The 22,990-nt window shown below is 47.2% G+C and carries 13 protein-coding genes, 1 tRNA gene, 1 other RNA gene and 2 pseudogenes; 9 read left to right on the top strand and 8 right to left on the bottom strand.

The window, feature by feature from the left end; translation table 11 throughout:
• Positions 1-307: 307 nt before the first annotated feature.
• Positions 308-1,897 (bottom strand): glycoside hydrolase family 57 protein, encoded by a 1,590-nt coding sequence (locus tag GQR42_RS15945; RefSeq protein ID WP_158200701.1) that lies wholly within the window; start codon positions 1,895-1,897, stop codon positions 308-310.
• 147 nt (positions 1,898-2,044) lie between these two features.
• On the opposite strand from GQR42_RS15945, the gene GQR42_RS15940 reads away from it, so the two are divergent.
• Complete coding sequence (locus GQR42_RS15940; protein WP_158200700.1) at positions 2,045-3,199, top strand: histidine kinase; 1,155 nt, start codon at positions 2,045-2,047, stop codon at positions 3,197-3,199.
• Here GQR42_RS15940 and GQR42_RS15935 read toward each other — a convergent pair.
• A complete protein-coding gene (locus tag GQR42_RS15935) occupies positions 3,177-4,004 on the bottom strand; it encodes an alpha/beta fold hydrolase (RefSeq protein ID WP_158200699.1) in 828 nt (275 codons plus the stop codon). The two genes, GQR42_RS15940 and GQR42_RS15935, sit on opposite strands and share 23 nt — an antisense overlap.
• Positions 4,005-4,397: 393 nt before the next feature.
• On the opposite strand from GQR42_RS15935, the gene rnpB reads away from it, so the two are divergent.
• The 3 genes from rnpB (at position 4,398) to rnc (ending at position 5,946) form a co-directional block, all read left to right on the top strand.
• An RNA gene (gene rnpB / locus GQR42_RS15930) (RNase P RNA component class A) lies at positions 4,398-4,893 on the top strand.
• A 61-nt stretch (positions 4,894-4,954) separates the two neighbouring features.
• A complete protein-coding gene (locus GQR42_RS15925) occupies positions 4,955-5,251 on the top strand; it encodes a hypothetical protein (protein ID WP_158200698.1) in 297 nt (98 codons plus the stop codon).
• Positions 5,242-5,946, top strand: coding sequence for a ribonuclease III (gene rnc, locus GQR42_RS15920; protein WP_158200697.1), 705 nt, complete (start codon positions 5,242-5,244; stop codon positions 5,944-5,946). The genes GQR42_RS15925 and rnc overlap by 10 nt, the downstream gene beginning before the upstream one ends.
• A 16-nt stretch (positions 5,947-5,962) precedes the next feature.
• On the opposite strand, the pseudogene GQR42_RS15915 reads toward rnc, so the two are convergent.
• A pseudogene (locus tag GQR42_RS15915) lies at positions 5,963-7,034 on the bottom strand (WD40 repeat domain-containing protein).
• Positions 7,035-7,121: 87 nt separating this feature from the next.
• The gene (locus tag GQR42_RS15910) at positions 7,122-7,415 is read right to left on the bottom strand and encodes a hypothetical protein (protein ID WP_158200696.1); all 294 of its coding nucleotides are present in this window, start codon (positions 7,413-7,415) and stop codon (positions 7,122-7,124) included.
• Positions 7,416-8,217: 802 nt separating this feature from the next.
• On the opposite strand from GQR42_RS15910, the gene GQR42_RS15905 reads away from it, so the two are divergent.
• Positions 8,218-10,458, top strand: coding sequence for a glycoside hydrolase (locus tag GQR42_RS15905; protein ID WP_158200695.1), 2,241 nt, complete (start codon positions 8,218-8,220; stop codon positions 10,456-10,458).
• 196 nt (positions 10,459-10,654) lie between these two features.
• Here GQR42_RS15905 and gmd read toward each other — a convergent pair whose 3' ends face one another.
• Entirely contained in the window at positions 10,655-11,737 is a 1,083-nt protein-coding gene (gene gmd, locus GQR42_RS15900) for a GDP-mannose 4,6-dehydratase (RefSeq protein ID WP_158200694.1), read from the bottom strand.
• A gap of 293 nt (positions 11,738-12,030) precedes the next feature.
• On the opposite strand from gmd, the gene rpsT reads away from it, so the two are divergent.
• From rpsT to GQR42_RS15880, 4 genes are all read left to right on the top strand, one after another.
• On the top strand, positions 12,031-12,324 hold the full coding sequence (gene rpsT, locus GQR42_RS15895) for a 30S ribosomal protein S20 (RefSeq protein ID WP_002737368.1): 294 nt from the start codon (positions 12,031-12,033) through the stop codon (positions 12,322-12,324).
• Positions 12,325-12,374: 50 nt separating this feature from the next.
• A complete protein-coding gene (locus tag GQR42_RS15890; RefSeq protein ID WP_158200693.1) occupies positions 12,375-13,154 on the top strand; it encodes a TatD family hydrolase in 780 nt (259 codons plus the stop codon).
• Between the two features lie 182 nt (positions 13,155-13,336).
• A complete protein-coding gene (rpoB, locus tag GQR42_RS15885; RefSeq protein WP_158200692.1) occupies positions 13,337-16,648 on the top strand; it encodes a DNA-directed RNA polymerase subunit beta in 3,312 nt (1,103 codons plus the stop codon).
• Between the two features lie 328 nt (positions 16,649-16,976).
• Positions 16,977-20,981, top strand: a complete 4,005-nt coding sequence (locus GQR42_RS15880) for a DNA-directed RNA polymerase subunit beta' (RefSeq protein ID WP_158200691.1) — start codon at positions 16,977-16,979, stop codon at positions 20,979-20,981.
• 247 nt (positions 20,982-21,228) lie between these two features.
• On the opposite strand, the gene GQR42_RS15875 is transcribed toward GQR42_RS15880, so the two are convergent.
• The 3 genes and pseudogenes from GQR42_RS15875 to GQR42_RS15865 all read right to left on the bottom strand — a co-directional run.
• A tRNA-Pro gene (locus tag GQR42_RS15875) sits at positions 21,229-21,302 on the bottom strand.
• A 40-nt stretch (positions 21,303-21,342) separates the two neighbouring features.
• Positions 21,343-21,858: a GNAT family N-acetyltransferase gene (locus GQR42_RS15870; RefSeq protein ID WP_002736326.1), complete on the bottom strand. Its 516-nt coding sequence runs from the start codon at positions 21,856-21,858 to the stop codon at positions 21,343-21,345.
• Positions 21,859-21,998: 140 nt separating this feature from the next.
• Positions 21,999-22,888: pseudogene (locus GQR42_RS15865) on the bottom strand (IS630 family transposase); the annotation flags it as partial.
• Between the last annotated feature and the right edge of the window lie 102 nt (positions 22,889-22,990).

Genomic DNA, 22,990 nt, shown 5'->3' with positions numbered 1-22,990 from the left:
AGTAATGACAGAGATGGTTATGCCTGGTGCATCTCAATTTTGTCGAAATATCCAGATGACATTTTGGGCGCACGCGGTGCGCCCCTACCATTGGCGAAATAATATTATTGTAGGGGCGAATTGCCTTCGCCCTCTTTGAACAACTTCTGCTGCTCACCTTAAGTGAGAGAAAATCACCAATAGGATACCATTTTTCTTTATTCGCGTCACAACGAATGCAGGCTTGGCAAGCATTCGAGCGTGGATGTCTGTCATGGATTTAGAAATTTGGTATAACCCCCCTTTTTATCTATACTATTCACCCAGATTACAGGGGTCGATAGATGCGATAATCAATATTGGGGAAAATATTATCGATTTCCTCAACTTTTTGCAACCAACCAGAGTCAATCTTCTCGGATTTCACATCTTCATAGATTTTATTTAACCGCAGTAGGTGGGAACGAGTGCGCCGGACAGCATAGGGAACCATCGTACCGGTTCGCATAATAAACGCCCAATCGGAAGATTGTGCTAATAATAACTCCCGGGCTGCCTGATTTAAAGCCCGTTCCTGTAATTCATCCTCCGCTTCATGATGACTTAATTCAATCATTCGTTCCGTGCCTTTGTGCAGGTGAGGATAGATCCATGCGTTAGTTTCATTCAGCCAGTATTCATGGAAACCCTTATAACCCCAACTGGATTGGGAAGGACGACAGACCTGCTGATTGGGGTTAGCCCGGAGATAATCGGCTAAATGGGTCATTTGGTAGATATTTTGGTCATACCAAGACTTACGGAACAGAAAATCAATAAACCAGGGTCCCTCATACCACCAGTGACCGAATAACTCAGCATCGTAGGGAGAAACAACCAGGGGAGGACGGCCCATAATTCCGGCTAAACTCTCCACTTGCCGCTCGCGATTATACATAAAATTGCCCGCGTGTTCGGCGGCCTTTTCTTTGGCCCAGTAGGGGTCATAAAGACCTTTTTCCGATAAACCACCGTCCCGGCTAGTAATTTTGTGGTATTTGATGCCTATATTCTTGCGTTGACCATTGGGCATGATATAGGGCTTAATATATTCGTATTCCGCTTCCCAGCCCAAATCTTTATAGAATTCCCGATAGACTATATCCCCCGGATAACCGACTTGGGAAGACCAAACCTGTTGGGAAGATTCGTGGTCACGACCGAAAGCAGCCACCCCGGTTTCTGTGAAAATGGGCGCATAACTGCCGTAACGGGGGCGAGGACGACCGTAGAGAATACCGTGGCCATCGACGAGGAAGTAACGAATGCCCGCATCGGCTAACATTCTTTCTACCCCTTCGTAGTAGGCACATTCCGGCAACCAAATGCCCTTGGGACGACGACCGAAATTTTCCTCGTAGTGTTGACAGGCCACCTCAATTTGCGCCCACACCGCTTGCGGGTACATTTTCATCAGGGGCATATAACCGTGAGTCGCACCACAGGTGATAATTTCTAGGTTATTACTGTCGAGGAATTGTTTAAAAGCTTTGACCAGATCTCGATCGTATTTTTCCCAAGTTTGTCGGATACTTTGGAAAGATTCAGCGTAATATTCGGCTAAGTAGCGAATATGGCCATTATGTTGATTATGGTCGATTTCTTTAGCAATTAATTCTTCTAACTTACCTAAGTGTTCTTCATAACGCTCTTGCAGTAACGGATCCCGCAGCATCGACACCAAAGGCGGAGTCATGCTCATGGTCATTTTAAAATCGATACCGTCCCGCTTGAGACCTTCAAAAACTTGCAGGAGAGGGATGTAGGTTTCTGTGATTGCTTCGTATAACCATTCTTCTTCGAGGACGTAATCGCTTTCGGGATGGCGGACGAAAGGGAGATGAGCGTGGAGAACTAGGGCAACATAGCCAAAAGCCATAGGATTTCTTCTTAGAATTAAGGAATAAAACTTTAAGATTAGGTTGAGTAGATTTTATACTATCTTAAGCTTCTACAATAAAGAATATGATAAAAGTCGATCGATGATCGATCGATCTCGTCAATCCCTAGGTTTACTAATTTTCCGATGCTCCCATCTAATGAGCCACTGACTGCTTTAGGTACAGAGACGACAACGCCTCTCTCGATTCAACTTTTGCTATTTGTTGATGACCGTCCCAGTTCTCAAGAAATTATTCGTCAAATTCAGGCCTATCTCCAGTCTTTAAAGTCTGATTACCCAATTGACCTACAGATCATCGAAATCCGCCAGCAACCTCATTTAGTCGAACATTTTCGCCTTGTAGCTACCCCCGCCTTGGTCAAAATTGCCCCCGGCCCCCGTCATACCCTCGCGGGCAGTAATCTGGTGGAACAGTTTAAAAAATGGTTGGTACGCTGGCAAAAAGCGATTAAAGAGGAGGTCAAAAATCATCACGCTGAGGATGGACAACTTCAAGAGATGGAACATTCGGGCGAACTCATCCGCATCGCCGATGAGGTTTTTCGTCTTAAACAGGAAAAGGAAGAATTATTAGAACAATTAAAATTTAAAGACCAAATTTTGGCTATGTTAGCCCACGATTTACGCAGCCCTCTCACCGCTGCTTCCATCGCCGTGGAAACCCTAGAATTAGCCTATCATCAACCGGATACGGAGCGCAGTCTGCAATTACGAGAACAACTGCACCAACAGGCCCGCAAACAGTTCCGGATTATGAACCGTTTGATCACGGATATTCTACAAGCTTCTAAGAGCATGGCGGCGCAATTCACTCTCCAACAGAGTAAATTTTATCTCCAATCCCTCTGTCAGGAAATTTTGTCTCAATTTACCGATACTTTTCAGGAAAAGACTTTAATTCTCCAAAGCGATATTCCCCAAGATCTGCCCCCCGTCTATGCTGACGAGGAGTTAATCCGACAGGTGATTATTAATCTCCTGGAGAATGGGATCAAATATACCCCCGCTGGCGGCGCAATTACCCTTTCTGTCCTCCATCGTACTACTCAAAAAGTACAGGTGAGCATCAGTGATACCGGCCCGGGCATTCCCGAAGAAAAACAAGAGCATATTTTTGAGGGTCATGTGCGTCTCAAACGGGATGAGGGCAAAGAAGGTTATGGCATCGGTTTATCGGTCTGTCGCAAGATTATTCGCGCCCACTACGGTCAAATTTGGGTAGATAGTGTCCCCGACCACGGCAGTAGTTTTCACTTCACTCTGCCAGTTTATCGCTAAAATGCTCGGCTAACCAAGCATCAATGTCCCCTAAAACTAAGTCGGGGATTTCCCAAGGGAACAGATGGGCTGTATCTGGGTAACATTTCCACCCAGACAGTTTCAGTTTTTCGGCCGTTTCTTGGCTCGAGGCACTGGTAATATGGCGATCCTTTGCCCCCGCCAGAACTAAGCAGGGAATTGTGATTTTGTCAAGAGATTTTAAACAATTGTTACCTTTTTTTAAAGCCCGATTTAAAGCGCGATTAGCTGCTGGAGAAGTGCCTAAGTAGGCAGGAACAGCATCTTGAGCGAGATATTGATAGGATGTCGCTTGATGTTGTGAAAAAAGGTACTGAAACAGGGAACGACGAGCAAAAGTATCAATATTCCAACGCCATCCCGGTTTGATCTGATTGAGAATTGCCGCAATCCCCGTCAAAACTAAATCTGTGGTGGTGACAGGAGGATGACTACCCCAAGGCCGCGCAGCCGAGGCCACTAGAATTAAACCAGGAAAGCGCTCCGGATGCCGCAATACTAATTCCAGGGCGATTATACCCCCCAAAGACCAACCGAGAATTAAACATTGCTGGATTTTTTGGCGATCGAGCAGTCCAATTAAATCCTCTAGATGTTCTTCTAGCTCAAAATCCCGGCGATAACGACTTTTACCGTAGCCGCGCAAATCCGGGGCCAGGGTTTGCCAGCGTTGGCAAAAATGATCGGTAAATACAGACATACTCGCTGCCGAACCGGGATGACCGTGCAGACAGAGAATCGGATAGCCATTACCTTTGATCTTAACGTTGAGAGCGATCGACATTGAGCAGTTATCAGTTATCAGTTATCAGTTATCAGATTTGAGTTTTAAGTGTGCAGTATGTAGGGTCTGCTGAATAAATCTAAAAACCTTGTTGGGTAAGACTTTTAGACTTTTTTACCCTCAAAAAGTACCGGATATGGCAGTGATCGGGGGAAAATTCAGGGACTTTTTCTCTGAAAATTAGGTAATTGACCAGATGAAAATTGGTAAAACCCTACACCCTACACCCCACACCCCACACCCTACCCCCACGAGAAACTTTTTCAGCATACCCTAAATAGCAGCTTCCTACTGTCTTTTCACTGTTCACTGTTTACTGTTTACTGATCACTGATTATTGACTAGGATATATGAGCGATCGAGTCTCTGGTAAGTCATACTAGAGAATGGGAGAGAGTTGGTCTAGAGGTTGCGGGATCATTTTATCAATGATTCCGAGGAAAGTCCGAACTCCCGAAAGACCACACTTGCTGGATAACGTCCAGTGCGCGCGAGCGTGAGGATAGTGCCACAGAAAAATACCGCCCCCTTTTTCAGTGATCAGTAAACAGTGATCAGTAACGAAAGTAAATTCACTGATAACTAATAACTTTCCACTAATAACTTTCTACTGATAACTGATAACTGATCACTGATAACTGATTGGGGGTAAGGGTGCAAAGGTGCGGTAAGAGCGCACCAGCAGTATCGAGAGGTACTGGCTCGGTAAACCCCGGTGGGGAGCAAGGTGGAGGGACAAAGGTTGGTCTTTTTCCTGTCCCGTTTTTAGGAACCGCTTGAGGTAATTGGTAACAATTATCCCAGATAGATAACCTCTATTCCAACAAAGGTAAAAGCAATTTTACTGCTGTTGGGAAATACAGAATTCGGCTTATGTCTGACTCTCTCCTTTATCAGTAATCAGTTATCAGTTATCAGTTATCAGGAGTCAGTATTCAGGAGATAGGAGATTGCTTTTATTTATTCTCCCCACACCCCACACCCCACACCCCACACCCCACACCCCACACCCCACACCCCACACCCTACACCCCACACCCCACACCCATCTCCCCACACCCCACACCCCACACCCCACACCCCACACCCCACACCCCACACCCCACACCCCACACCCATCTCCCCACACCCCACACCCCACACCCCACACCCCACACCCCACACCCCACACCCTACACCCCACACCCCACACCCATCTCCCCACACCCCACACCCCACACCCCATCTTCCCGCTCCCATGTCCTTAAGTGATCCGCGTCGCCAAAAACAATTAAAAACCCTAGTGGAAAAGCTGGGTTTATCAGCTGATGTCCCCGTCAGGTGGGATTTATTAGATTTAGCTCTAACTCATCCCAGTATTTCCCGTGATAAGAATTATGAACAATTGGAATTTGTGGGCGATTCTGTGGTAAGACTCGTGGCGGCGGAGGTATTGTTAGAAACCTATCCGGAGGCCCTAGTGGGAGAATTTGCCGCCCTGCGATCGATGATGGTTAGCGATCGCACTCTGGCGGAATTTGCGGATCGCTACGGTTTCGAGCGTTATTTGTTGGTATCAAGTAGTACGAGTATTGATCATGCGGGGCGAATTTCCCGACTAGCAGACGCTTTTGAGGCAGTCTTGGGAGCTTTATATCTTAGTACACAGACAATGGTTTTAGTGCGTTCTTGGTTAGATGAACCACTAAAGGAAAAAGCGGCCGAAATTCGTCGAGATCCGGCCCGCCAGAATTATAAGGATGCCTTGCAGGAGTGGACACAAGCAACATACAAAAAACTGCCGCAATATTTAGTAAAAGAAATCAATGGTTTAGATCAAGAGCGTTTTTGTGCGGAAGTGTGGTTAAATGAGCAGAAATTAGGAGTGGGAACTGGCAGAAGCAAAAAAGCAGCGGAACAGGCAGCGGCTAAATCAGCTTTTCTAGAAGTGGTTAAAGGCTAAATGAAGGCATTTTTGCCTAACGGACGAATTGCCAGAGGCGAATTTTAAGATCATAATTACCACTAGCCAAATACTGCCCATCGGGACTAAAAGCTAGGGATTCCACCCAGTCGGAATTATTATCAAACCAGGCCAACTGTTTACCCGTCGTCACATCCCATAAACGCACACCGTCATTACTGGCACTAGCGAGAATTTGTCCGTTAGGATGGAGTGCCAGGGAACGTATTCGGGCTGTATGACCGATGAGGGTAAATAATAACTTATTATTGCTCGTATCCCAGATTTTAATCGTGCGGTCTAAACTACCCGTAATTAAATTTTTACCGTCGGGAGTGTATAAAAGCTTGCTAACCGCTTGGGGATGGGCGGAAAATTTCGATAAAAATTTGCCCTCGCGGATGTCCCAAAAATGTACCTCACCGTTTTCATGACCACTAGCAAGGGTGACACCATCGGATTTCACCCCTAGGGAATAAACAAAATTACCCACCCAATTTAAACGATAGAGGGGACGGCGGGGAGGTTGCACTGTCCAGAGGCGAATTCCTTCCAAACCACCACTAATTAACGTTTTACCATCGGGAGTAACCGTGAGAGCGAGGACAGTATTGCCGTGTTCGAGGGCAATTCCTAAATACTTGCCTTCCACCAGATTCCAAAAATTAATGGAACCATCTAAACCGCTACTAACTAATAATCTTTCGTTGGGACTAATGGCTAAAGCTTTGACGCTGGTTCTTTGGGCGCGAGTTTGGGAGACTTTTTGCCCTGTTTTTACTGACCAAATTCTCAGGAGAGGATCCGTATCACTACCACCAGCGAGAACTAATTGGTTATCGGGGCTGAAAATCAGAGCATTAGGGGTGGATTGTTGCCCTTCTAAGGTTTTAGCGAGGGTAAGTCTGCCTAAACCTTCTACTAGGATAGTTTCTGGGGTTTTTTTCGCCACTTTCAGCGGCGGGTTTAGGGGGGGCAATAGGACTTTGGGCCTGACTAAGCTGATGTTGCCCGATTGTCAGCGTGGTTAGGACAGTGACCACAATTGCTCCGACAAGTTTCTCCCCACCCATAAATCGGAATTTCATAAATTTAGTTGAATATTAACAAATAAACGGTGCTATAGATTCTAGCCTTTGAGGGGATTGATTGCCAAGCAAGGTGAGATTTTTGAGCTAAGAAGGTCGATTTTTTTCGTTTTTCAGGGTTGGTAAAGCTACTTGACCCGATTGGGGCGGTAAATAGTATCTTGCCGCTTCTTCTTGGTTGATTGCCTCGGTTTTTTGGCTCTGTTGCCACCTGGCGAAGATAGCGATCGCCATAATCGTTGCCCCTAAAGATAGCAGTGTCCATCTTTGTCCTAGAACCCCGATTATGACATCTACTGCCGCTACGGTAAAGATAAAGCTAGTTATTGGTTCTTGACGGTAAGCTTTCTTGAGAAAACGCGGCCAGAGGAGATTACCCATTTTATCTATTATTTCTACGGTTTCGATAATTCCAGCTTATCCTATCATCCTGAAAAATGTTGTCGATCGGGTGATGGGGGTTTTTCAATTATCAGTAAACAGTAAACAGTAATCAGTAATCAGTGAACAGTATATCTCCTGCAAAAATCAAAAATCTTCCGTTAGGTGAGTATAATCGGAGACAGGAGGAGAAAAAAGACAGTATATGACTTTCACAATCATAAAAACTGAGATTATGTCAAATTCATCTGAATTTTTAGATATTTTGACCCGATAGCGGCTCGATAACTGACTTTGGCGGCAGGTCTAGTAAACAGTGAACAGTAAACAGTAATACCATTTTTCTTTATTCGTAGCAGGCATAACTGGGTGCATCTCCTATTGGTGATTTTCTCTCACTTAGGGTGAGCAGCAGAAGTTGTTCAAAGAGGGCGAAGGCAATTCGCCCCTACAATAATATGATTGCACCAATGGTAGGGGCGCACTGCGTGCGCCCAAAATGTCATCTAGATATTTCGACAAAATTGAGATACACCAGGCATAACCATCTCTGTCATTACTTTTTAAAAATGGTATAAGGCCGAATAATATTAGAGATTCTACTGCTGAACTGCCAATAATCACCACCAGAGGAGCCAATCCTTTAACAAAGACAAAGAGACGATACCCTCTCAAAACCAGTTGATAGGATTATGGTAGTAACCGAAATCAACTTTTAAGAATCTATAATGGGTTTTATTGTCCATTATCATGCAAATAACGGACAAAAAGCCTGTTATATGCACTTTTTCTCGGTATTATCATGACCTATCCTCTCTACGTCGCTTTTATTTGGCATCAACACCAACCCCTCTACAAATCCTCTCAAACTCGCACCGATGCTTCGGGACAATATCGCTTACCCTGGGTGCGACTGCATGGAGTGAAAGATTATCTCGATTTAATCCTGATTCTAGAACGTTTTCCTAAATTACACCAAACTGTCAACCTTGTCCCCTCTTTAATCCTGCAATTAGAGGATTATGTCAACGGACTAGCTATAGACCCCTATCTTGCCCTCACTGTCACCCCAGAAGCGCAGTTAACCCTGGCACAAAAACACTTTATCCTCGAACACTTTTTCGATGCTAACCATCGTACCCTGATCGATCCGCACCCCCGTTACGCCCAATTATACGCACAGCGTCAAGAAAACGGTCATAGTTGGTGTATTAGCCATTGGAATCTCCAAGATTATAGCGATCTCTTGGCTTGGCATAACCTCGCTTGGATCGATCCTATCTTTCACAGTGACCCAGAAATCGCTGCCTGGTTAGAACAGGGAAAAAACTTCACTTTAAGCGATCGCCAGCGAATTATCTCCAAACAGCGTCAAATTCTGCGTCGTATCTTGCCGCAACACCGGTTAATGCAGGAAACCGGACAACTAGAAATCATTACCAGTCCCTACACCCATCCAATTTTACCCCTGCTGGCCAACTCGGAAGCCGGCCGGGTAGCAGTGCCGAATATGACCCTTCCTCGGCAATATTTCCACTATCCTGAAGATATTTCCCGCCATCTCCAGAAAGCTTGGCAAATCTATATCGATCGCTTTGATAAACATCCTCGAGGACTTTGGCCCTCGGAACAATCCGTTAGTCCCGCGATTCTCCCCGCTGTCGCTAAACAGGGTTTTCAGTGGTTATGTTCCGATGAGGGGGTGTTAGGTTGGTCCCTAGGACATTACTTTCATCGCGACGAAAAAGGCAATATTAGCGAACCGGAATTACTTTATCGTCCCTACCTTCTGGAAACTAGCAACGGCAATTTATCGATGGTTTTCCGCGATCATCGTCTCTCGGATCTGATCGGATTTAGCTATAGTGGCATGAAAGCGCAAGAGGCCGCTACAGACTTAATTAAACACCTAGAAGCGATCGCCGAACAACTGCAAACCAACGCCGAAACCACGACGCTAGAAAAACCCTGGTTAGTTACCATTGCGCTAGATGGCGAAAACTGTTGGGAAAACTATCATCAAGACGGTTTACCCTTCCTAGAGAACCTTTATCAACTTTTAAGCGACCACCAAGCGATCGAATTAGTCACCGTCTCGGAATATCTCGATCGCTTTCCCGCTAATGCCAAAATACCCAGCAATCAACTTCATAGCGGCTCTTGGATCGATGCCAATTTTACCACTTGGATCGGCGATCCCGCTAAAAATAAAGCTTGGGAATATCTAATTTTAGCCCGTCAAACCCTCGCTAATCACCCGGAAGCGACGGAAGATAATAACCCCGACGCGTGGGAAGCATTGTATGCAGCGGAAGGTTCCGATTGGTTTTGGTGGTTTGGTTATGGCCATTCCTCCAATCATGACGCAATTTTTGACCAACTTTTCCGCGAACACCTGATCGCTCTGTATCAAGCTTTAAATGAGCCAATTCCCTCCTATTTGCTCGAACCGGTGGAAGAACACGGGGATAAACCAAGTAATCGTCCACTGGCTTTCATTCACCCCATTATCGACGGTTTTGGCGACGAACAGGATTGGGATAAAGCCGGACGGCTCGAAATTGGCGGTGCCAGTGGTACAATGCACCGGAATTCCTTAGTACAAAGGCTGTTTTTCGGTTGGGATCACCTCAATTTTTATCTGCGTTTCGATTGGAAACCGGGGGCAGAATTAGGCAAAGATATCCCGCCTGAAGTGCATTTATATTGGTATTATGACGAAGTGCATCGTCTGCAAAGTCCAATTCCCCTAACAGATATTCCCCCTCGATCGCCCCTCGATTACGGTTATCATCATCATCTAGGAGTTAATTTAATCACGGAATTTACTTGGTTAGAAGTCGCTCAAGAATATTTTACTTGGCAACGAGTTCCTAGTAATGCCAAAGCTTCTTTTAATCAATGTTTGGAAATTGCTGTCCCCTGGGAAGGATTACACATTGAACCCGATGATCGTCTCCATTTAATCGCAGTTTTAGCCAATCAAGGTCAATACTATGATTTCCTCCCCGTTGAAGAATTAATCTTCCTGCAAAGACCTTAAATCAGTTATCAGTTATCAGTTATCAGTTAAACGTTACTGTCACCTCTAAATCAGTTTCTTTAACTTCCACGGGAATATCTAAATGCAATACTCGGTCTTCACTCACAGAAGAACGTAATTTAACTTGCTGTCTGATTAACTTGACCCAAACCAGCCGACAGGGGGTGGGTTGCGCTTCCCTAACCCACCCGACTTTTTAATCGACGGCAATTAAGGAACGATTGCGAAGATAAGCCAAATCTTTTAATAACTGTTGGCTATCACCACCGTTATTAAGATTAATCCCCAAAGCCGCTAAATCTGCATCTACCATTAATTTTACCAGTCCCTCGAACGTCACCGACGGCTGCCAACCTAATTTCTCTCTGGCTTTTGTAGAATCTCCTATCAATAAATCCACTTCCGCTGGACGCAAATAACGTTGATCAAACTCCACATAATCCTGCCAATTTAAATTAACGTATTGGAAAGAAATATCGAGAAATTCCCGGATAGAATAGGTTTCATTGGTCGCCACCACATAGTCATCCGGTTCTTCCTGTTGTAACATTAACCACATCGCCCGCACATAATCCTTAGCATAACCCCAATCTCTTTTAGAATCGAGATTTCCTAAATAGAGTTTTTGCTGTTGTCCAGCAATAATTCTGGCCAAAGCGCGGGTAATTTTGCGCGTGACAAAAGTTTCTCCCCGACGGGGGGATTCATGGTTAAATAAAATGCCGTTACAGGCAAATAAGTCGTAGGATTCCCGATAGTTGACCGTTTGCCAGTGACCGTAAACTTTCGCACAAGCGTAGGGACTGCGAGGATAAAATGGCGTGGTTTCTTTTTGGGGAACTTCCATGACTTTCCCGAACATTTCCGAGGAACCTGCTTGATAGAAACGCACTTCGATGCCAGTTCTTTTTTGGTAATCCCGAATTGCTTCTAGTAATCTCAAAACTCCCACCCCCACAGCATCGACGGTGTATTCTGGGGCATCAAAACTGACTCGCACGTGGGATTGTGCGCCTAAATTATACACTTCTACCGGTTGCACTTGTTCGAGAATACGCCGCAGGGTCGTCCCATCGGTGAGGTCGCCATAATGAAGAAATAATTTAGCATCCGGCTGGTGGGGGTCAATGTAGATATGATCGATGCGATCGGTGTTAAAAGTTGAGGTACGACGGATGATACCGTGGACTTCGTAACCCTTTTCTAATAATAATTCGCTCAGATAGGAACCATCTTGACCGGTGATGCCGGTAATTAGGGCGCGTTTAGCTTCAGTCATCAGTAATTTACCTAATCGGAAAGAATAAAGACCAGGGCAGGGTCTGACTGCTTATAGCATACTTTAGCCCCTCAGGACAAGTTTGGCGATTAGTTATCAAGACAGTCATGGCAAAATCGCCTTAACCTAGATTCAGGTTTGACAGTCCCTCAATCCTTCCCCATCTGTGGGGTCCCAATCCTTAAAATATATCTTCTTGTCCAGAAAACTCTTGCCACAAATAGCACAAATCTGTTATTATGGTTTGTCTGTGTCCGGATTAACCATACCAGTATTGAGAACAAGAAACGACTGTGGCTAATACAAAGTCTGCACTCAAACGAGTCCAAATCTCCGAAAGAAATCGTCTACGCAACAAAGCGTACAAGTCAGCCGTAAGAACCCTGATCAAAAAATGTCTTGTCGCTGTCTCGGCCTACGGAGCCAACCCCAGCCCAGAAGGGTTAGAAAGCGCCCAACAAGCTCTATCGGAAGCTTACAGTAAAATCGATAAAGCCGTCAAGCGCAACGTCTTGCACCGGAACAACGGCGCTAGAAAAAAAGCCGGTTTAGCCAAAGCTTTGCAAAAAGTTAGCCAAGCTTCCTAAGAAACAGGTAAGCTGTAATCAGGACAGACGCAACAAGCGATCGGGGGTCGATGCAATTAATAGATACGCACGTTCATCTGAACTTTGACGTTTTGCAAGCCGACTTGCCCGCTATCTCCGAACGTTGGCGAAGTGTGGGAGTCGTTCATCTGGTTCACTCCTGTGTCGAACCAGAGGAATTTGCAGCGATTAAAGCCATTGCTGATCAATTTGAGGAAATTTCCTTCGCCGTCGGTTTACATCCCCTAGATGCCGAAAAATGGCGAGATAATAGTGCCGATCAGATCGAATCCCTAGCCCGATCTGATCGGCGCGTCGTGGCGATCGGGGAAATGGGTTTAGACTTCTATAAAGCGGATAATCAAGAGCAGCAAAAACAGGTCTTTTGGAGGCAGTTAGAAATCGCCCATCGTCTCGATAAACCCGTGATTATCCATTGTCGAGATGCAGCCCCGGTCATGCGGGAGGAAATCAGCGCCTTTCGGCAACAAGTGGGCAAAATTGGCGGCGTAATGCACTGCTGGACTGGCAACCCCGAAGAAACTCAATGGTTTTTAGATTTGGGTTTTTACATCAGCTTTAGCGGTATTATCACCTTCAAAAACAGTAAAACCGTGCAAGCTGCCGCCCAAATTGTTCCCAGCGATCGCCTACTGATCGAAACCGATTGCCCCTTTCTCTCACCCAATCCCCACCGCGGTAAACCTTGCGAACCCTCTTTCGTCCGACCTGTGGCCGAAACCGTCGCCCGTCTGCGCGGCGTTTCCCTCGAAACCCTAGCCGAACAAACCACCCAGAACGCCAGGCACTTATTTCAACTCCCCAGTTAAAAAACATAGTTTATTAGCACAGAGCAGGGAATGGGGAGATGGGGAAATGGGGGAATTCAACTAAAACCCTAAAACCCCCCGCAACGCGCACGCAGTGACCACCCTAAAACCCCAACACCCAACCCCTCACTGCTCACTGATATCCGACCGTCGCTATCGTGTCATCAGCCCTTGTAACCATAATGAACAATCTTACCTTTAACCTCTTACCCGACCTCATCGAAATCCAACACTCCAGTTTTCGTTGGTTTTTGGAAGAAGGACTGATCGAGGAACTGAATAGCTTTTCCCCCATCAGCGACTATACAGGTAAATTAGAACTACATTTTCTCGGTCAGGACTACAGACTCAAAGAACCGAAATACAACGTCGATGAAGCCAAACGACGCGATAGCAGCTATTCCGTTCAGATGTACGTTCCCACCCGTTTAATCAACAAAGAAACGGGAGAAAACATCGAACAGGAAGTCTTTATCGGCGATTTACCCCTGATGACCGAACGGGGAACCTTTATCATTAACGGGGCCGAACGAGTCATCGTCAATCAGATCGTCCGTTCTCCAGGTGTTTACTACAAGGCCGAAATCGACAAAAACGGTCGCCGTACTTACTCCGCTTCCCTGATTCCCAACCGAGGAGCTTGGTTAAAATTTGAAACCGACAAAAACGGCTTAGTCTGGGTCAGAATCGACAAAACCCGCAAATTATCCGCCCAAGTTCTCCTGAAAGCGATCGGATTGAGCGATAACGAAATCTTTGACTCCCTACGCCATCCCGAATTCTACCAAAAAACCCTCGACAAAGAAGGCAATCCCACCGAAGAAGAGGCCCTCCTCGACCTGTACCGCAAACTACGCCCCGGGGAACCCCCCACCGTCACGGGAGGACAACAACTGCTCGAATCGCGCTTTTTTGACAATAAACGCTACGATCTCGGTCGCGTTGGTCGTTATAAACTCAACAAAAAACTACGCCTCAACGTCCCCGATAACCAGCGCGTTCTGACCACCACCGACATCTTAGCGGCGATCGACTACCTAATTAACCTCGAATTTGACATCGGCAACACCGACGACATCGACCACCTCGGCAACCGTCGCGTCCGTTCCGTGGGTGAACTGCTCCAAAACCAAGTGCGAGTGGGTTTAAACCGCTTAGAAAGAATCATTCGGGAACGGATGACCGTCAGCGAATCCCAAAACCTCACCCCCGCTTCCCTAGTCAACCCGAAACCCCTAGTAGCGGCGATTAAAGAATTCTTTGGTTCCTCGCAACTCTCCCAGTTCATGGATCAAACCAATCCCCTAGCGGAATTGACCCATAAACGCCGCATTTCCGCCCTTGGGCCGGGCGGTCTGACCCGGGAACGGGCTGGTTTTGCCGTGCGCGACATTCACCCCTCCCACCACGGCCGCATTTGTCCGGTGGAAACCCCAGAAGGTCCCAACGCCGGTTTAATCGGTTCCCTGGCCACCTACGCTCGCGTCAACGACTACGGTTTTATTGAAACCCCCTGTTATGTGGTGGAAAATGGCCGAGTCCGCTACGATCTCCCCGTTAAATACTTGACCGCCGACGAAGAAGACGATCTGCGGGTAGCACCGGGAGATGTGGCCACCGATGAAAATGGTTATATCCTCGGCGAAACTATCCCAGTGCGCTATCGGCAGGAATTCTCCACCACTTCCCCCGAACAAGTGGACTACGTTTGTGTTTCCCCCGTCCAAATTGTCTCGGTGGCCACTTCCCTGATTCCCTTCCTTGAACACGACGACGCTAACCGCGCCCTGATGGGTTCTAATATGCAACGACAAGCGGTTCCCCTGCTGCGTCCCGAACGTCCCCTTGTGGGTACGGGATTGGAAGCACAGGCCGCTCGCGACTCCGGCATGGTCATCGTTTCCCGTACCAATGGGGTCGTTTCCTACGTCGATGCTAACCGGATTCGCATCAAAGTGGCGGATGAAGACAAAGAGATTTTTGGCAAGAGCGAGATAGAGTACGAAATTCAGAAATATCAACGCTCTAACCAAGATACCTGCCTAAATCAGCGTCCTTTAGTCTATCAAAGTGAACAAGTTGTGCCGGGGCAGATCATCGCCGATGGTTCCGCCACCGAAGGAGGAGAAATCGCCCTCGGCCAGAATATCCTCGTCGCCTATATGCCCTGGGAAGGCTATAACTACGAAGACGCGATTTTAATCAGTGAAAGACTGGTGGCACAAGATGTCTATACCAGTATCCACATCGAAAAATACGAGATCGAAGCCCGTCAAACTAAACTCGGACCGGAGGAAATCACCAGGGAAATTCCCAACGTCGGTGAAGATGCCCTGCGAAACCTCGATGAACGCGGTATTATTCGCATCGGTGCCTGGGTAGAAGCCAGCGATATCCTCGTGGGGAAAGTCACCCCCAAAGGCGAATCGGACCAACCACCCGAAGAAAAACTACTGCGGGCAATTTTCGGCGAAAAGGCACGGGATGTACGGGATAACTCCCTGCGCGTCCCCAACGGCGAAAAAGGCCGGGTAGTAGATGTGCGGGTATTTACCCGCGAACAGGGGGATGAATTACCCCCCGGGGCCAATATGGTGGTGCGGGTTTACGTTGCCCAAAAACGCAAAATCCAAGTGGGCGATAAAATGGCGGGTCGTCACGGCAATAAAGGGATTATTTCTCGGATTCTGCCCCTAGAAGATATGCCCTACCTCCCCGATGGTCGTCCCGTCGATATCGTTCTCAATCCCCTGGGGGTTCCCAGTCGCATGAACGTCGGTCAGGTGTTTGAATGTTTACTGGGTTGGGCCGGCGAAAATCTAGGCGTACGCTTTAAGATTACTCCCTTTGACGAAATGTACGGGGAAGAAGCCAGCCGTTTGACCGTCCACGGATTGCTAGAAAGTGCCTCGAAAAAACCCAATCGCGATTGGGTGTTCAAGGAAGAACACGCGGGTAAAGTCACCGTCTACGATGGTCGCACCGGCGACCCCTTTGACCGTCCCGTTACCGTCGGTATGGCCTATATGTTAAAACTGGTTCACCTAGTTGATGATAAGATTCACGCCCGTTCTACTGGTCCCTACTCCTTGGTTACTCAGCAACCCCTGGGCGGTAAAGCTCAACAGGGGGGTCAACGCTTCGGAGAAATGGAAGTCTGGGCCCTGGAGGCCTACGGGGCGGCCTATACCTTGCAGGAATTGCTAACGGTAAAATCCGATGATATGCAAGGACGGAATGAGGCTTTAAATGCGATCGTAAAAGGCAAGCCGATTCCCCGCCCGGGTACGCCAGAATCCTTTAAGGTTTTGATGCGAGAATTGCAATCCCTCGGCCTCGATATCGCCGTTCACAAGGTGGAAAATGCCCCCGATGGTACTTCCCGTGATGTGGAGGTGGATCTGATGGTCGATGTCGGTCGTCGCGCCCCCTCTCGCCCCACCTACGAATCCTTAACCACGGAAGACCTTGAAGAAGAAGAATCGGAAGTGTAATTTCAGTTATCAGTGAGCAGTTATCAGTTATCAGTGAGAAGTCAGGTGATGGGGAAATGGGGAAATGGGGAAATGGGGGAATGGGGAATGGGGAAATGGGGAAATGGGGAATGGGGAAATGGGGAAATGGGGGAATTCAACTAAAACCCTAAAACCCTAAAACCCTAAAACCCTAAAACCCCAACACCCTAACACCCCAACACCCCAACACCCTAAAACCACAACACCCTAAAACCCCAACACCCCACACCTAACCCCTATAACCAATATTGTTACTGTTCACCGATGGCTGATAGCTAATAGCTGTTTAATTATTACTGGGATCGAGATGTTTTATAACCAAACTGTTGACAAAGGAAAACTGAAAAAACTGATCGCTTGGGCCTATCAAAACTACGGTTCGGCGCGCTGTTCACAAATGGCCGATGAATTGAAAAACCTCGGGTTTCGTTTCGCTACCAAAGCAGGGGTTTCCATTAGTGTGGATGATTTAACCGTACCGCCGGCTAAACGACAGATGATCGAAAGTGCCGAACAGGAAATCCGGCAAACCGAACAGCGTTATGTGCGCGGGGAAATCACCGAAGTGGAACGCTTCCAAAAAGTAATCGACACTTGGAATAGTACATCCGAATCACTTAAAGATGAAGTAATTCGCAACTTCCAAGTTACCGATCCCCTCAACTCCGTCTATATGATGGCTTTCTCCGGGGCGCGGGGTAATATGAGCCAAGTGCGTCAGTTAGTCGGAATGCGGGGATTAATGGCTAATCCCCAGGGGGAAATTATTGACCTCCCGATTAAGACTAACTTCCGGGAAGGATTGACCGTTACCGAATACGTTATTTCCTCCTACGGGGCCCGCAAAGGTTTAGTTGATACCGCTCTACGGACGGCAGATTCTGGTTATCTGACCCGTCGTCTCGTGGATGTGTCCCAAGATGTCATCGTCCGCGAGGCAGATTGTGGCACCAATCGTTACATCGAATTAACCGCTATGACCGATGGCGATCGCGTGTTAATTCCCTTAAGCGATCGCCTATTAGGTCGTTCCTTGGCCGAAGATGTGGTGGTCAATGGAGAAGTGATCGCCACCCGCAACCAGATTATCGATGACGAAACCGCCGAAAAACTGGGCAAACTCGTCGATAAAATCAAAGTCCGCAGCCCCTTAACCTGTGAAGCGGCCCGCTCGGTTTGCCAAACCTGTTACGGTTGGAGTCTGGCCCACGGTCATCCGGTGGATATGGGGGAAGCAGTGGGGATTATTGCCGCCCAATCGATCGGGGAACCGGGGACTCAGTTAACCATGCGTACCTTCCACACCGGGGGCGTATTTACCGGAGAAGTGGCCCGGCAAGTGCGGAGTCCCTTCGAGGGAACCGTGCGTTTTCTGCCGGGGTTAAGTATCCGTAACGTGCGAACTCGCCACGGGGATGAACGGGATCAGGTGGAGGCCCCGGGGGAAATTAAATTAACACCCAAGGATAAAACTAAAGAAACTGTCACCTACTCTTTAACTCCAGGTTCGCTGCTATTCGTCACCGATGGCGCAACGGTGAGCGAGGAACAGTTACTAGCGGAAATCACCTCCGATAAAGTCCAAAAATCCACGGAAAAAGCCACAAAAGACGTAACCAGTGACTTAGCTGGCGAGGTGCTATTCTCCCAATTAGTGCCGGAGGAAAAAACCGATCGCCAAGGCAATACCACCCGCATCGCCCAACGGGGGGGATTACTATGGATTCTCTCCGGAGAAGTGTATAACTTGCCAACTGGGGCCGAACCCGTGGTCAGTAACGGCGATCAAGTACAAGTAGGAGATGTTCTAGCGGAAACTAAGTTAGTATCCACTAACGGCGGTTTGGTGCGTTTAGCCCCCAATAGCCGGGAAATCGATATCGTCACCGCTTCCGTGTCCTTGGATCAGGCCGAAGTAAAAGTAGAAAGTAGTGCCGGTCGGGAACAATTTATTATTCATACGGGAGACGGTCAACGCTTCCTGCTGAAAACTACTCCGGGGACAAAAGTACAGAATCATGCCATTGTCGCCGAGTTAATCGATGATCGCTATCAAACCCACACTGGCGGGATGATTAAATACGTCGATATCGAAGTCGCCAAAGGCGGCCGTAAACAGGGTTATGAAATCACCAAAGGCGGCACGATCCTCTGGATTCCCGAAGAAACCCACGAAGTCAATAAAGATATCTCCCTCTTACAGGTGGAAGATGGGCAGTATGTGGAGGCAGGGGAAGAAGTGGTTAAAGATGTCTTCTGTAACTCTAGCGGTGTGGTGGAAGTCATCCAGAAAAATGACATCCTCCGGGAGATTATTGTCAAACCAGGGCTGTTATTTATGGATATAGAACCGGAATCCTCCGGAATTGCCCAAGAACAGTTAATTTACCCAGGGACACAGTTGACTCCTGAAGTCACGATCGAGGAGTTACGGCAAGCGGAATGGGTGGAAACTAACGAGGGTTTGGGGTTACTACTGCGACCAGTACAGGAGTTCACCGTAGAAGACCAATCCACTTCTCCGACCCAAGGTTCCGCTAACCAAGAAGGAGGACGACATATCGAACTGCGATCGGTGCAGCGCATTTTCTTTAAGGACGGGGAAAGAGTTAAATCCGTCGAGGGTTGTCAACTGATCAGCACCCAATTAGTCCTAGAAATTTCTAGCGAAGAACCAGAATCGGTCTCCCATCTGACGGCCGATATCGAGTTAGAACCGATTGAGGACAGTGATTGTCAGCGTTTACAGTTAGTTATTCTGGAATCTCTGGTGCTGCGTCGAGATAGTGATAATGATCCTTTAGGGGGTAATATTCAGACTCGCGTTCTCGTCCAAGATGGCGATGAAATTCCACCGGGGGCAGTGGTGGCCCGGACCGAGATCCAGTGTAAGGAAGCTGGAGAAATTCGCGGGATTCGCAAGGGCAGCGAAGCGGTGCGCCGTCTTTTAATTGTGAGTGACCGTGACGAGTTTATTCTCCCGCTCGCTGTTGCTCCCACCGTCAAAGCCGGGGATCTGGTAATCGCCGAAGCCGAGATCGCTGCCGGAGTTTTAGCCCCCAATTCCGGTCAAGTGCTGGCCGTTGACAAAACCACCACTGGCTATGAAATCCGTCTGCGTAAAGCCCGACCCTACCGAGTATCGGCTGGGGCAATTCTGCACATCGATGAGGGAGATCTGGTCCAACGGGGCGATAATTTGGTGCTGTTGGTGTTTGAGCGCTCGAAAACCGGGGATATCATTCAAGGTTTACCGAGAATCGAAGAACTGCTCGAAGCCCGCAAACCGAAAGAGGCTTGTGTCCTAGCACGCAAACCGGGAGTTTGTCAAGTGGAGTACCAAGATTCTGAGATTGTCGATATTAAGGTGGTCGAGGATGACAGCACGATCAGTGAATATCCGCTTTTAGGCAGTCAAAACCCTCTGGTGAGCGATAATCAGCGTATCGATGTGGGCCAGGCGTTAACCGATGGTCAGGCTAATCCCCACGAGATTTTAGAGGTGTTCTTTAATTATTATGTGGATAGCTTGGGCAGTTACGAGGCAGCCCTGAAAGCCTTGGAAAAAACCCAGATGTTCCTCGTCGATCAGGTACAGTCGGTCTATCAATCCCAAGGGATCGATATTGCCGATAAACATATTGAAGTGATCGTGCGTCAGATGACCTCTAAGGTGCGGATCGATGACGGCGGTGATACCAGTATGTTACCCGGGGAATTGTTGGAACTGCGACAGGTGGAGACGGTAAACGAAGCCATGTCGATCACCGGTGGGGCGGCAGCTAAATATACGCCTGTACTACTGGGGATCACCAAAGCTTCCTTGAATACCGATAGCTTTATCAGTGCCGCCTCCTTCCAAGAAACCACCCGCGTCCTCACCGAAGCGGCGATCGAAGGCAAGTCTGACTGGTTACGGGGTCTCAAGGAAAACGTGATTATCGGTCGTCTGATTCCAGCGGGTACTGGCTTCAATTCCCACGAAAACATGGCGGGGATCAGCGATTACACCCCCCCAGAGGAGGAATATAACTACAACAATCGTAGCTATTACGCTCCCCCCAGCGGCCTCGGCTTGCCCCCTCGTCCCGGTTTCGGCGATAGTAGTGAGGATAGCGATATGATTCTTGACGATCAAACCGCTCGCGCCTACGCTGAGGGTGATGTGGTCGATTTAGAGGATGATGAGATGGCTTTCCTCTCTTCCCGCGGCAGCAGTCGCTTTAGTCGCCAACCCATCAGCGATCACTGGTCAGAAGCTGATGAGGAAGGAGATGAGGAAGATTTCGAGGAGGATTACGAAGAAGAATAATCATCTGTCGAGATATTACAAGGAGGATTGGGACAGACGGGGAGGCAAGGGCGATTTTTACCCGAAAAAACCCTGATTATTCCCCAAAAACATCCTCCTTCTCTCCCCACACCTCCCCCTGCCCCCCCCCGATGTCGGGTCAGGGGGGCACCAGCTAATTCCCCTGAGTTTGGGAATTAAGAGAAGGCAGCCTCTCTTGTCAATCGGAAAGGAGACAAAGTTAAGATTTTAAGAATTTTCTCTAAAGTCGGGATGACAGGATTTGAACCTGCGGCATCCTGCTCCCAAAGCAGGCGCGCTACCAAGCTGCGCTACATCCCGAAGTGAACTCCTTTTTCAGTATAGCCTAAGAGCGGCATTCTTAATCGGGATACCAAAACATCCCTTTGATACCTTCGGGATCGAGAACAAAACCGAGACGACGATAGAAATCCACCACCTGCGGATCGGCGAAAAGAGTTATATTACTGATGTCCTCACCCCGCAACTTCCTGATCATAAATTTCATTAATGCTTTACCAAAGCCTTTACTTTGATAGTGAGGATGAACAACCACATCCCAGACCGTAGCATTAAAAGCGTGATCGGAAGTGGCACGAGCAAAACCCACTAAACGACGGCGATTACCTCGCACTTCCCACATCGACACCACTAAAAAACTACATTCGATCGCCTTTTTAACTTTGCGTAAAGGACGACGGGCCCAACCTACCGAGTCACAAAGTTCTTCTAACTCATATAGATCTAGCTCTCGATCGGTACTAAAAAACACTCGCGTCTGTCCGAGGTCATTCTGGGCAACCTCTACCAAGTCCCCCGAATAGTCAGGTGATGCCGTGACTTCCGAGCTATTAAACAATCTTTTCCAAAAAACCATGCCAGGGGGCTACCGCCTCAATATTATCCTTTTAGCCTAGTATACTTTATCATAAATGTCAGGTGAAGACCCTCAGTTTTACTGATGGGATGAAACCGTTCGGCTGAAGTCTTACGGCCGCAGCCTGACCAACATATACTTTAGACGTTGATAATCTGAGATTTATTAAACTTCTGAAATCGGAGAGTGAGCAAGGAATCCAGTTCTTTTTTATGTTTCAGATGGGCATCATTCAGACATCCATAAATAGCTGAAGAAAAGTCAGAAAAGTTTTCATGATATTGACCAGACAAACATTTCTTTTTGACCAATTTACACCGCCTTTCAATTAAATTTAAATTAGGCGAATAAGACGGCAGATAGAGTAACTCTCTTGACAAAGAAAGAGCCAATTACTCAACAATTTTACATTTTTGATAGCGGGCATTATCTAATAATAGAGTAATGGGAATATTTAGTCCTAAAGCAGCTATTTTTGACCGGAGTTCACAGACTTACTGTAATATAAGTGTCATTTGTTACCATAATAACTTCATGAGTTATCCCATTTAATGCTCCTAAAACATTAAAGCGTTTACGCCCGTTCGTGGACTTAACGAAAAGTCTCTCAAAACACCAATACCGAGAAAAGCTCCCATAAACAAGGGAGTGGCATCAACAAAAAAACAGCACTTTTTCCTTCTTTAGCCTCATTTAGTCTGGGTTCTAGCTTTTTTTCTTTGTAGTCTTCTTGTTCATCCCGGTCAGCTTTAGAAGGAAGAGACCCTACTTTTAAACATTTCATTCCCATTGATTTCAAGAATTTCCTCACTTGGGTAGAACTTCCTTTTATTCCCGTCAATTCTTCTACCCTATATACAGCTTCATTTATTGTGGCTGGTGGATTTTTCTCGAAATAGTTTTTGAGCGTTTCTCTTTGAGACTCTAATTCACGTTTAGGGCGATAGAAGTTGATTTATTTTAATTTTTCTATTCCGCCTTCTTGATCATCTCGAAGATAAGTTAGTCAGGTATTTGGCGAGATTTTTGCTGCGGTATCTGGTTCTTCGGTTTGTGTTCTGCAATAGACGAGGTTATAAGAGATGAAACCATTATAGAGAAAGACATTTGGTGATTTTTGTCAATTGTTTTC

It is taken from the genome of Microcystis aeruginosa FD4, from assembly GCF_009792235.1.
Classification (GTDB): domain Bacteria; phylum Cyanobacteriota; class Cyanobacteriia; order Cyanobacteriales; family Microcystaceae; genus Microcystis; species Microcystis viridis.
The sequence above is the reverse complement of the archived record's forward strand: the minus strand, read 5'-3'. Positions and strand labels throughout refer to the sequence as shown.

What these genes read in the sequence shown, in the direction of transcription:
- GQR42_RS15945 (WP_158200701.1), bottom strand. Translation starts at nt 1,897, where the DNA reads ATGGCTTTTGGCTATGTTGCCCTAGTTCTCCACGCTCATCTCCCTTTC.
- GQR42_RS15940 (WP_158200700.1), top strand. Translation starts at nt 2,045, where the DNA reads ATGCTCCCATCTAATGAGCCACTGACTGCTTTAGGTACAGAGACGACA.
- GQR42_RS15935 (WP_158200699.1), bottom strand. Translation starts at nt 4,004, where the DNA reads ATGTCGATCGCTCTCAACGTTAAGATCAAAGGTAATGGCTATCCGATT.
- rnc (WP_158200697.1), top strand. Translation starts at nt 5,242, where the DNA reads ATGTCCTTAAGTGATCCGCGTCGCCAAAAACAATTAAAAACCCTAGTG.
- GQR42_RS15910 (WP_158200696.1), bottom strand. Translation starts at nt 7,415, where the DNA reads ATGGGTAATCTCCTCTGGCCGCGTTTTCTCAAGAAAGCTTACCGTCAA.
- GQR42_RS15905 (WP_158200695.1), top strand. Translation starts at nt 8,218, where the DNA reads ATGACCTATCCTCTCTACGTCGCTTTTATTTGGCATCAACACCAACCC.
- gmd (WP_158200694.1), bottom strand. Translation starts at nt 11,737, where the DNA reads ATGACTGAAGCTAAACGCGCCCTAATTACCGGCATCACCGGTCAAGAT.
- GQR42_RS15890 (WP_158200693.1), top strand. Translation starts at nt 12,375, where the DNA reads ATGCAATTAATAGATACGCACGTTCATCTGAACTTTGACGTTTTGCAA.
- rpoB (WP_158200692.1), top strand. Translation starts at nt 13,337, where the DNA reads ATGAACAATCTTACCTTTAACCTCTTACCCGACCTCATCGAAATCCAA.
- GQR42_RS15880 (WP_158200691.1), top strand. Translation starts at nt 16,977, where the DNA reads ATGTTTTATAACCAAACTGTTGACAAAGGAAAACTGAAAAAACTGATC.
- GQR42_RS15870 (WP_002736326.1), bottom strand. Translation starts at nt 21,858, where the DNA reads ATGGTTTTTTGGAAAAGATTGTTTAATAGCTCGGAAGTCACGGCATCA.